An 11839-nucleotide genomic window follows, 5' to 3' on the forward strand; every position below is an offset into this window, starting at 1 on the left:
GTAAGCTACACTAAGTTAAGATAATGAGATAATTATTAAGCAAGATTAACGCTCAATGTCGTCAGTTTGGTGCCTATATCAATAGATATTTTCTATTAGCTAAATAAAAATCTATCAATACGCATCAGGTAATTGAGGTATCCAGTCAATCGGAGTTTTACCTTGCTGTGTGATCAATTCATTCGCTTTTGAGAAATGCTTACAACCAAAAAAGCCTCGATGGGCTGATAATGGCGATGGGTGAACCGCGGTTAAAACATGATGTTTTTGCCTATCAATAAACTGACCTTTTTTCTGAGCTGGCGATCCCCATAATAAAAATACCACTCCCGTTAAATGCTGGTTAACTGCAGCAATAACATGATCAGTAAATGTTTCCCAGCCAATTTTCGCATGCGAATGAGCTTGGCCTGCCTCAACGGTTAGCACATTATTGAGCATTAATACCCCCTGATTTGCCCAATGGCCTAGATAGCCGTGTTTTGGTATCTCAAAACCAGCAATATCTGTTGCTAACTCTTTATACATATTGAGTAAAGAAGGCGGGGTTTTAATACCAGGCAACACCGAAAAAGAGAGACCATGTGCTTGATTGGGACCATGATAAGGATCTTGACCTAAAATCACCACCTTAATATCCGCAAAAGCGGTGAAACGAAACGCATTAAAGACATCACGTTGTGGAGGATAGATAATTTTGCCATTTTTACGTTCATTATCAACATACTGCAAAATATACTTAAAATAATCTTTTTGTTTTTCAGTACCGACAACATCATGCCAAGTTAATTTTTTAGTCATAAGCTACCTACATTTTATTATGATAATTTATACTATGCATTTTTACTTATCAGTATACCGAAAAACCATAATAAACATAGCAATGATGGCAGAATAAGGGCCATATTGTATAAATTAATAGCATAAAAAAAGGAAAAAATTATTAGATCAATAGCACTTTTTGATTTAAATCAAATTTTAAAGGTGCTACAATACCATTAGTTTTATTAGGGTAATTAAACCCATTTAGGAGGATTAAAAAATGATTACAGGTATCCAAATTACTAAAGCAGACAACAGCGCGCTTTTAAATTCTTTTTGGTTATTAGATGACTCAACAAACGAAGCTCGTTGTGTTGCAGCAAAATCAGTATACGAAGAAAACCAAATCGTTTCGACTAAAGATCTAGGTCAATTCGAATACCGTGAAATTCCATTAGATGTTGCTCCAACCGTTAAAGTTGAAGGTGGCCAACACTTAAATGTTAACGTATTACGTCGTGAAACATTAGAAGATGCCGTTAAACACCCAGAAAACTACCCACAATTAACGATTCGTGTGTCTGGTTATGCTGTGCGTTTTAACTCATTAACACCTGAACAACAACGTGATGTAATTACTCGTACATTCACAACGAATATGTAATAACCTATTTTGGTTTAATAACCCAGCTTGAGCTGGGTTATTTTTTATCTCGCTCTAATCAAACGTCTATTTCTAATATCAACTCGCTATTTTACCGCCAGTAAATACACCGCCTGATAAGGCTTAAGCGTCAAATTGTTGGTCAAAATAAATGGTTCATTATAATTATTCATCAGCATATGCCAATCTTTACCAAGCTCACTTAACCTATTTTGCCAACAAATAGGCTCAGCGGTTAAATTAGCAAACACTAACAAAGTGTTATCTGCTAACTGACGAGCATAAGCCCATAATGATGGCGAATCTGGCGCTAAGTCATGATAACTACCCTCAACAAAAACGGCTTCTTGCTTACGTAGTGCAATCAGCTTTTGATAGCAGTAAAAAATCGAATTCGGATCAGCCAGAGCCGCTTTCACATTAATGGTATGATAGTTATCAGCAACGCCAATCCATGGCGTACCATCGGTGAAACCGGCATGCGGCGATGCATCCCATTGCATTGGTGTACGACTATTATCTCGAGATTTACTGGCTAAAATAGCCATAATCTCATCATGAGCTAAGCCCTGAGTCAGCATCTCTTGATAGCGATTTAAACTTTCAACATCACGATACTGGTTAATATCGGTAAAATGCGGATTAGTCATACCAATTTCTTCACCTTGATACACATAAGGCGTACCTTGCATACCATATAAAACCATTGCCAACATTTTTGCCGACAATACGCGATATTGATGCTCATCACCAAAACGTGACACAATACGGGGTTGATCATGGTTACACCAAAATAAGGCATTCCATGCACGATTAAACATTCCCCTTTGCCACTCATTAAATAACGCTTTTAGTTGGATAAAATCCGGTTTTGCTAATGCCCATTTTTCGCCATTAGGGTAATCAACCTTTAAGTGATGAAAATTGAATGTCATCGTCAACTCATTACCATCTAAGCTTGCATAACGCTGGCAATGGGCCAAAGATGTCGATGACATTTCACCAACAGTGATAAGCTGATAGGGCAAAAACACGTCTCGGCTCATCTCTTGTAAAAACGCATGAACTCGCGGACCATCGGTATAAAAACGGCGACCATCGCCATCCTCATCATTGGGAAAATCTTGCTGCTTTGAGACTAAATTAACCACATCTAATCGCAGTGCATCAACGCCTTTATCCACCCAAAATTGACAAACACGTTTTAATTCTTGCCGTACTTGTGGATTTTCCCAATTTAAGTCCGCTTGCTCCTTGGCAAATAAATGTAAATAGTACTGTTGACTATCTGCATGCCATTGCCAGGCATTACCACCAAATTTTGACTGCCAATTATTGGGTGCTTTGCCAGCGGGTGAAGCATCTCGCCAAATATAAAAAGCACGATAAGGACTATGCTGATCTAAAGCAGCTTTAAACCAAGGATGCTCGGTTGATGTATGATTAAAAACCATATCCATCATAATGCGAATATTACGTTGATGGGCTTGCGCAACGAGTAATTCAAAATCAGCCATGGAGCCATAGTCGGGATGAATATCACAATAATTGGCCACATCATAGCCATTATCAACTTGTGGTGACGGATAAATCGGCGTGAGCCAAATGGCATTAATGCCTAGTTGCTGTAAGTAATCTAATCGATGAATGATGCCGGTCAAACAACCGATTGCTTGACCATTTATAGCTTGAAAACTTTTAGGATAGATTTGATAAATGACACCATCTTTCCACCAATCAGTCTGATTATTTTGTTTCATTTTCACTTAATATCCTTCTTAATCCTGAATTAACGTGCCATTTTTCTGTTTCACTTTATAAAAAATTACGGTCAAAAGAATAGGTACGACAATGGCCACTAGCATAGCAAATAAATAAATTAACCAGTAAGTCGGCTGAATTGACAAAATACCAGGCAGGCCACCAACACCAATACCATTGGATAATACGCCAAATAAACCGCAAATTAACCCAGCAAGCGCAGCACCAATCATGGCACATAGCATCGGGAACTTATAACGCAGATTAATCCCGTACATAGCCGGTTCAGTCACGCCTAAATAGCCAGCAATCGCTGCCGGAACCGAAATTTCGCGTTCATTATATTTACGACTGACTAAAATAATACCAACCACGGCAGACGCTTGGGCAATATTAGACAAAGCAATAATTGGCCAAATCGGCGTTCCGCCCATGCTATTGGTCATTTGCAAATCGATCGCCAGCGTGGTGTGATGAATACCAGTAATGACCAAAGGCGCATATAAAAAACCAAATATCGCCGCACCGATCATGGCAAAATCGCCCGTCATTAAGAATTTGACGCAATAAGCCATCCCTTCGCCCAATAAACGCCCCAACGGCCCAAGAAGTGCATGCGCAAGGAAAACTGAAACCAATAGCGCAACAATTGGCACAATCACCAAATGCAAGTAATCAGGAATGATACGGCGTAAACGTGTTTCTAGCCAACCTAATGCAACACCGGCAAGAATAGAGGGAATAACTTGTGCTTGATAACCGACTTTTTCAATAGTAAATAAACCAAAATCCCATACTTGCGGAATTTTACTGCCAATCTCATAAGCATTCATTAACTGTGGTGAAACCAGTGTAATACCAAGGACAATACCTAATACGGGTGATCCCCCCATTTTTTTCACGGTTGACCAACAAATCGCAACCGGTAGAAAATGGAAAATTGCTTCACACGGCAACCAAAGCATGTCATAAATTGGTTGTAACCAATGATAAGTTGCGGTTAAAGGTAGGCCGCCAACTGTTGGCATTTCACCAATAATATTACGCAGCCCAAGTAATAATCCCCCTGCAATTAAAGCAGGTAAGAGCGGCACAAAAATCTCAGCTAAATTTGCAATCAATTGCTCATACCAAGCCATATTCTTTTTCGCTGCAATTTTTGTCTCTTCTTTGCTTGATTCACTCATATGAAGCTGTTTGATCAGTTCTTGATAATACTCGCCAACATCCATGCCAATAATCACTTGAAATTGACCGCTATTATTAAAGCACCCTTTGACAAAAGGGAGTTTTTTTAGCCGCTCAACATCAGCATTGTCAGGCTGAACCAAAGCAAAACGCAAACGAGTAAGGCAGTGTGTCACACTTGCCACATTTTCCTTCCCACCGATTAATTCAATCAAACTTTGAAGCATTTGGGGATTAACGTGAGATTTTTTAGCCATATCAAGTCCTCTATTGTCATAGTAAGGCATCGTTTAATAGCACGATTTCGTGTTATTAAATAGCATATAACAAAAGATAATACTTAAAAATGGGAACGTTCCCGTGTTGAGATCAATATCACAAATAACCGAATAAAAATAAGACGAGCATCGTAAGAATGCATCGCTTAAGACATCGGTAACATTAGAGATAAAGATTCAATAATCTGAGAAAAATTATATCGTACTTGCTAATCGAGACGGCACGATGGTGATTTGGGCCTGGATTGGCTCAGAGAGGGCTGACAATAGCGCTTGAGTTGCTAAAATACCGGCATCACAAAAGCCTAAATCGACACAACATGTTTTCGGAAACAAAAATTGTAACAGTTTACTATTACCAACACTGCCAACGTCAATTTGGTCTAACTTATGTTCATGTAAGTATTTATTCAATCCCAAAGCGATAGTATCAGTGGCACAAATAATCGCGGTAGGCTTATGCTGCAAAACATCCGGTGCCAGTTGATAACCCGTCTGATAATCAAGTCTACCCAGTTGTGCACAAACCGTTAATTGATATTGCTGACAAAATTCTAAGTAAGCATCATAACGTAGCTGACCGGTGGTATGATCATCCGTTTCAACGCCAATATAGCCAATTCGTTGGTGTTGCTTTTGCTGATAAAAATGTGCCATCAATTGCATTACTGCGTGATGATCATCATAACAAATTGACGTATAACCAACAAAAGGTCTTGCCATCACAACCGAGCGGTTGCGCCAAGGCGTTAGCAATTGCGCATCAAGGCCACTGAAAGCAAACATCACTAATCCGTCAACTTGACGCTGTGATAACATCGCTAAGTGCTCAATAACTTTATTGCAATCAAACTGGCTTTCCAAAATAATAGCATCGTAACCTTGCTGATAAAATAGTGGCAGCATCGCTCTTATCGCTTCATTTTCAGCAGAAGAGTCTAATCGAGAGACAATAATACCAATCACTTTATTACTATAGCCACGCATTGCTCGTGCTGATTTAGATGGCGAAAACTGATACTCTGCAATCACTTTTTCGACGATTTCACGGGTTTTTGCCTTAACATGACTATCACCATTAATCACACGTGATACGGTTGATTTACTTACGCGGCTTAATTTAGCAATATCTTTAATCGTTAAATTTTGTGATTTGATCATAACTTAACTCACATTTATCCATTTATGTAACGAATAATACAAATGATATTATATAATTTAGCACTGATTAATAAGATTAAATACAATAACGTTTAATTTACTATTGTTACCCGTTTAACAGTCTAAGAATAAGTTGTGTGTTAGTTAAAAGGACTAATTATATTAATTGGTGAACAATTTATGAAAAATAAATTATCCCTCATATTCACATAAAAAACCGAATGCAAATAAAAGGGATAATGATTCTGAAAATTGCGTGATTTCGTTAGCCAAAAAACTTTTTCACTTTATCAAAAAAATTTTTCTCTTTTGGACTGTGTTTAGCACTCTTATCACCCGCTAAACTTTCGCCTAACTCTTTTAACAACTCTTTTTGTTTATTAGTTAAATTCACTGGCGTTTCAACAACTGTATGGCAATAGAGATCGCCAACTGTGCTGCCTCTTAATGACTTAATGCCTTTACCTTTGAGCCTAAACACTTTGCCAGTTTGCGTTTCAGCTGGAATTGTTAAACTCACTTTGCCATTGAGTGTCGGAACCTGAACATCGCCACCTAACGCGGCAAGAACAATATTAATTGGGATCTCGCAATGTAAATTAATGCCATCACGCTCAAATATTGCATGTTGTCTTACTTGTACTTGAACATACAAATCGCCTGCTGGCGCACCATTTTTACCTGCTTCACCTTCACCTGATAGTCGAATACGATTACCCGTATCAATCCCCGCAGGAATAGTCACTGACAATGTTTTATTTTTTTGTACCCGACCATCACCATGACATTTTTTACATGGGTTTTTGATAATCTTACCAAGTCCATGACAAGTCGGACACTCTTGCTGCACCGCAAAAAATCCTTGACGCATTTGAACAATACCACTGCCATGACACGTGTCACATGTTTTAATATCAGCAGAATTTTCAGCACCTTTACCATGACACACATCACATTCAACCGCAGATGGCACTTTTATTTCTTTCGTTACGCCTGTTGCCGCTTCTTCTAAATTAAGCGTGATATTGTATTGTAGGTCATTACCTCTTGATGCAGCTTGCCCACGAGAGCGACCACCACCACCGCCAAAAAACTCGCTAAAAATATCACCAAATGCATCACCAAAATCAGCACCACCGCCAAAACCGCCACCAAAACCACCTTGACCACCTTGTTCAAATGCAGCATGCCCATACTGATCATAAGCCGCTTTCTTTTGTGGATCGGTTAAAATTTCATAAGCTTCTTTAACTTCTTTAAACTTGGCTTCCGATTCCGTTTTATTATCCTGATTCTTATCTGGATGATATTTCATGGCAAGGCGTTTATAAGCTTTTTTAATCTCACGCTCATCAGCACTTTTACTGACGCCTAAAACCTCATAATAATCTTTCTTTGCCATTAATTATTTACCTTCTCGTTTTAATTCAATTTGCCATTAATGATGACATTTACGTGAATAAAAAGGCTGATATAGTATGACAACTATCTTACCTGTCATTGAATTAACGTATTTTTATCCATTTATAAAAAACAATTAAACGGGCTTGAGTTACCTCTCGCCCGTTTCGCACTTACTTCATCAAGCTATCTGAGATAACTTCTGGATAATAACATCAGTCATTGTTATTTGTTATCATCAACTTCTTTAAAGTCAGCATCAACAACATCATCTTCTGATTTTGCATTGCTATTACCTGCATTATCAGCTTGCTGTGCACCCGCTTGTTGCTGTGCAATTTCAAGTAGTTTTTTAGATGCTTCCATCAATGCTTGAATTTTTGCTTCAATATCCGCTTTATCTTCGCCTCGAGCCGAGACTTCTAACGCATTTGCTGCATCATCAATCGCTTTCTTATCATCGTCAGATAACTGATCACCTGCTTCTGATACTTGTTTACGCGTTGAGTGAACTAAATGATCGGCCTGATTACGAATTTGTGCTAGCTCTTCGAATTTACGATCAGACTCTGCATTAAGCTCGGCATCACGAACCATTTTTTGGATATCTTCTTCACTTAAACCTGATGATGCTTTAATCGTAATATTTTGCTCACGCCCAGTATTTTTATCTTTCGCAGATACATGTAAAATACCATCAGCATCAATATCAAAAGTAACTTCAATTTGTGCCATACCACGTGGCGCAGCTTGAATACCATCAAGGTTAAATTGACCTAATGATTTATTATCACCTGCACGTTTACGCTCACCTTGTAACACGTGAATAGTTACGGCTGATTGATTATCTTCAGCAGTTGAGAATACTTGACTATGTTTAGTTGGGATAGTCGTATTTTTCTCAATTAATGGCGTCATCACGCCGCCCATTGTTTCAATACCTAATGATAATGGCGTTACGTCTAGTAACAATACATCTTTAACATCACCCCCTAAAACACCACCTTGAACAGCCGCACCTACAGCAACAGCTTCATCAGGGTTAACATCTTTACGCGGTTCTTTACCAAAGAACTCTGCAACCACTTTTTGTACCATTGGCATACGTGTTTGACCACCAACCAAGATAACGTCTTGAATTTCAGAAACGGAAAGTCCAGCATCTTTTAATGCAGTTTTAACTGGTTCCATAGAACGTTTAACTAAATCTTCAACTAACGATTCTAATTTTGCACGCGTTACTTTAATATTTAAATGTTTTGGACCTGTTGCATCAGCAGTGATATAAGGTAAGTTAATATCAGTTTGTTGCGCTGATGAAAGCTCAATTTTCGCTTTTTCTGCTGCTTCTTTCAAACGTTGCATTGCAAGTGGATCATTTTTCAAGTCAAAATTCTGTTCACGTTTAAACTCTTCAACTAAATAGTTAATTAAACGAGAATCAAAGTCTTCGCCACCTAAATGGGTATCACCATTCGTTGCTAACACTTCAAATGTTTTTTCACCATCAACATCATCAATTTCAATGATCGAGATATCAAATGTACCACCACCTAAGTCATAAACTGCAATTGTACGATTACCAACATCTTTATCTAAACCATAAGCAAGTGCCGCAGCAGTTGGTTCGTTAATAATACGTTTAACATCAAGTCCGGCAATACGACCCGCATCTTTTGTTGCTTGGCGCTGAGCATCATTAAAATAAGCAGGCACTGTTATTACTGCTTCAGTTACTGTTTCACCAAGATAATCTTCAGCGGTTTTTTTCATTTTTTTCAATACTTCAGCTGAAATCTGTGGTGCAGCAATTTTTTGGCCTTTAATATCAACCCAAGCATCGCCATTATCTGCTTTGACAATTTTATATGGCATAATGCCAACATCACGTTGTACTTCAGCATCGTCATAACGACGACCAATTAAACGTTTAATTGCAAAAAGTGTATTTTGTGGGTTAGTCACAGCCTGACGTTTTGCTGGTTGTCCAACTAAAATTTCACCATCTTGAGTATAAGCAATAATCGATGGGGTTGTTCTATCACCCTCAGCATTTTCTAATACTTTTGCTTGACCATTATCCATTACAGCAACACATGAATTTGTTGTACCTAAATCAATACCAATAATTTTACCCATAATAATCTTCTCCTAAAAAATCTGTATTTTATTTTTTGTATATAGGTCTGAAATCTTTTTTTTCAAGTCCCTAAATTAACAAGAAAATATTCTGTTTTCACTTAGATGGGTCTGTTATGAATAATATCAAGGGTAAAAATGAAATTTTTTTTCATTCACTCTTGATTGCTTATCTATCTACCCTTATCATTGCTGCGCTTAAAAACAATCAATTTTATTTTTGTAAGTAGGATTTCAATGGAAAATATTAAACTTGCCAACCCAGGTCCTTTAGGACTTATGGGCTTTGGTATGACAACAGTGTTATTAAATATTCATAATGCAGGATTTTTCCCTGCTGTAACTGCAATTGTCTCTATGGGGATTTTTTACGGCGGAATAGCGCAAGTTATTGCGGGTATATTAGAATTTCGAAAAGGTAACACATTTGGTACAACTGCATTTACTTCTTATGGATTCTTCTGGATTGCCTTAGTTGGTATCTGGTATTTACCAACTTCAGCAGCAACAGCTGCAACTGATAAAACATTTGTGGGTATCTTTTTAGCATTATGGGGTATTTTTACTGCCTTTATGTTTATTGGTACATTAAAAGCAAATAAAGGGATTCAATTTGTTTTTGGTAGTTTAACTATTCTATTTGCATTATTAGCAATTGGTAATATTTGCAATATGCCAGGACTTATTCAAATCGCTGGTTTTGAAGGTATTATCTGTGGAGCAAGTGCAATCTACTTAGCAATGGCTGAATTATTGAACGAACAATATGGCCGCACAATTTTACCTATTGGTGCACCTAAAAAATAACTAATTTGAAAAATTATGCTAAGGAGTACTTGATTTCCTTAGCATTTCAAATTAGTTAATCTATTTAGTATATAATCCCAAAATGTTTTTTATTGAATAATTTATTTTTATATTTACAATTGATGATGTCCAATTGAATAAAATTTATAAAAATAATGAGATAAAATAATGGAAAATAAGGAACAACATCTACTTTTAAGCTATTACCGTAAAATAAACAAAAAATTACCTTTAGCAATATCGCCCTTCCTAATAGTTACTGCAGTATTACCGATAAATGCAGTCGCTATTACAGCAAAAACAGCAATAACAATTCAAGGTCAATCCCCCTATATATGGGATATTCAAGAAGACAATATTATTTCGACATTAGATGAGTTATTAATAATTAACGTACCTAATAGTAGTGGTTCATCGACTGTATTACCGAGTGCTGCAGGTAGATCAATTGATTTTCCAGCAGATAAAACATTTAACGATATAATGACGAAAGCGATTGTTGCCGATAATACAGATCGCAATTTCTCATCGCTAATAAATTACTATAAATCTTATGATAATAATGGCGATACGGGTGGTGATATTAGTGGAACAATTAAAGCGGTATGGAAAAATAATGGTGAAGTGATTACTACACTAGATAGCCAACCCACCAAGTGTAGTGGACCATATACCCTTACAGTATCAGTAACCGATACAGCCGCAAAAACACAATATGGCGATCCAAGATTAACGGATTATGGTACAAAGGAAGTCACATATACTTTTAAACAAGCTGGTATGGGGATTTGTTATTTACAACCATTGGATCTCACGACTTTTCCTGCTCAAAGTGGACTAGGTGGTGGCTATAATAGTACTGTATTTGATCCTGATAATGGTTTTTTAGCCACTAATAAAGAGTTTCCAGGTACAGCATTTAAAGGGGCTGGGTTTTATATTCTTGGTTCAGGTCAAGATCAAAGTAAATATAAATGTTCAATTGTAAGTGGTGCAACAGATAGCCTTAAATTATCAACTGTATCAGGTTCATCTGGGCAAAATTGTTATATTGAATATACGAGTACCAGACCCACCAGTGACATAACAATTGAATTAGCTTATGAAATTCAATCCGGTATTTATCAGGTAGTTGATAATTATACATTGAAAAGACCAAATAAATGGATGACTTATCAAAGCCCTAAATTCTATTTTACCGGAGCTGTTGACCCAAATTCACAAGCAATTTATCCAGCAGCTAATGTTTGTGCTGGTAATCCAGACACAGCCACAATGACCTATGCCCAGTCATTAACTTATTTTTATTCAATGCAAGATATTACTAATGTTCCGCTACAAGCAGATGGTTCGGTGACGACTAGCGCAGAGGGAAGATTTACACGTACACTAGATAAAACATTTATGGGGGTATGGGGAAATCTTTATAATAACTATCCAAACAGTGATTTTTATTCTAAAAAAGCTGTATCATCTAAAGATGGCGTAATTTATGAAACGTCGACATTCTGGGTTGGACCTGCACGATCAGAAATTAAAACAGGGATCAACGCACAATATGTCGTAGCATTGACAAATGGTCTTGGTGGTTGGCAAGAACGTGCCAATGTATTTGCCTGCAAAGAGACGATTTATTAATTAATTTTTTATTGAAAATATCGTATTATATCCTAGTAAA

At 37.2% G+C, this 11839-nt stretch carries 9 protein-coding genes; 3 read left to right on the forward strand and 6 right to left on the reverse strand.

Going from position 1 to position 11839, the window contains the following annotated elements; all coding sequences use genetic code 11:
• Positions 1-114: 114 nt before the first annotated feature.
• Positions 115-801: a uracil-DNA glycosylase gene (gene ung / locus DES39_RS06160; RefSeq protein WP_121144917.1), complete on the reverse strand. Its 687-nt coding sequence runs from the start codon at positions 799-801 to the stop codon at positions 115-117.
• Between the two features lie 241 nt (positions 802-1042).
• Between ung and grcA the strand changes: the two genes are divergently transcribed.
• Complete coding sequence (gene grcA / locus DES39_RS06165; protein WP_121144918.1) at positions 1043-1426, forward strand: autonomous glycyl radical cofactor GrcA; 384 nt, start codon at positions 1043-1045, stop codon at positions 1424-1426.
• 86 nt (positions 1427-1512) lie between these two features.
• On the opposite strand, the gene treC is transcribed toward grcA, so the two are convergent.
• The 5 genes from treC to dnaK form a co-directional block, all read right to left on the reverse strand.
• Positions 1513-3186, reverse strand: coding sequence for an alpha,alpha-phosphotrehalase (gene treC, locus DES39_RS06170; RefSeq protein WP_121144919.1), 1674 nt, complete (start codon positions 3184-3186; stop codon positions 1513-1515).
• 18 nt (positions 3187-3204) lie between these two features.
• The gene (gene treB, locus DES39_RS06175; protein WP_121144920.1) at positions 3205-4632 is read right to left on the reverse strand and encodes a PTS trehalose transporter subunit IIBC; all 1428 of its coding nucleotides are present in this window, start codon (positions 4630-4632) and stop codon (positions 3205-3207) included.
• 216 nt (positions 4633-4848) lie between these two features.
• Positions 4849-5814 (reverse strand): trehalose operon repressor TreR, encoded by a 966-nt coding sequence (gene treR, locus DES39_RS06180; protein ID WP_121144921.1) that lies wholly within the window; start codon positions 5812-5814, stop codon positions 4849-4851.
• Positions 5815-6079: 265 nt separating this feature from the next.
• A complete protein-coding gene (gene dnaJ, locus DES39_RS06185) occupies positions 6080-7216 on the reverse strand; it encodes a molecular chaperone DnaJ (RefSeq protein WP_121144922.1) in 1137 nt (378 codons plus the stop codon).
• Positions 7217-7440: 224 nt separating this feature from the next.
• Complete coding sequence (gene dnaK, locus DES39_RS06190) at positions 7441-9354, reverse strand: molecular chaperone DnaK (protein WP_121144923.1); 1914 nt, start codon at positions 9352-9354, stop codon at positions 7441-7443.
• A gap of 237 nt (positions 9355-9591) precedes the next feature.
• Between dnaK and satP the strand changes: the two genes are divergently transcribed.
• Both satP and DES39_RS06200 read left to right on the forward strand, forming a co-directional pair.
• Entirely contained in the window at positions 9592-10161 is a 570-nt protein-coding gene (gene satP, locus DES39_RS06195) for an acetate uptake transporter (RefSeq protein WP_121144924.1), read from the forward strand.
• A gap of 168 nt (positions 10162-10329) precedes the next feature.
• On the forward strand, positions 10330-11799 hold the full coding sequence (locus DES39_RS06200) for a hypothetical protein (protein WP_121144925.1): 1470 nt from the start codon (positions 10330-10332) through the stop codon (positions 11797-11799).
• The last annotated feature ends 40 nt before the right edge of the window (positions 11800-11839 follow it).

Origin of the sequence: Orbus hercynius, from assembly GCF_003634275.1 — a bacterium.
Lineage (GTDB): Bacteria > Pseudomonadota > Gammaproteobacteria > Enterobacterales > Orbaceae > Orbus > Orbus hercynius.

Coding starts and splice junctions, on each gene's coding strand:
- treB (WP_121144920.1), bottom strand. CDS start 4,632: ATGGCTAAAAAATCTCACGTTAATCCCCAAATGCTTCAAAGTTTGATT.
- dnaJ (WP_121144922.1), bottom strand. CDS start 7,216: ATGGCAAAGAAAGATTATTATGAGGTTTTAGGCGTCAGTAAAAGTGCT.
- satP (WP_121144924.1), top strand. CDS start 9,592: ATGGAAAATATTAAACTTGCCAACCCAGGTCCTTTAGGACTTATGGGC.
- treC (WP_121144919.1), bottom strand. CDS start 3,186: ATGAAACAAAATAATCAGACTGATTGGTGGAAAGATGGTGTCATTTAT.
- dnaK (WP_121144923.1), bottom strand. CDS start 9,354: ATGGGTAAAATTATTGGTATTGATTTAGGTACAACAAATTCATGTGTT.
- ung (WP_121144917.1), bottom strand. CDS start 801: ATGACTAAAAAATTAACTTGGCATGATGTTGTCGGTACTGAAAAACAA.
- treR (WP_121144921.1), bottom strand. CDS start 5,814: ATGATCAAATCACAAAATTTAACGATTAAAGATATTGCTAAATTAAGC.
- grcA (WP_121144918.1), top strand. CDS start 1,043: ATGATTACAGGTATCCAAATTACTAAAGCAGACAACAGCGCGCTTTTA.
- DES39_RS06200 (WP_121144925.1), top strand. CDS start 10,330: ATGGAAAATAAGGAACAACATCTACTTTTAAGCTATTACCGTAAAATA.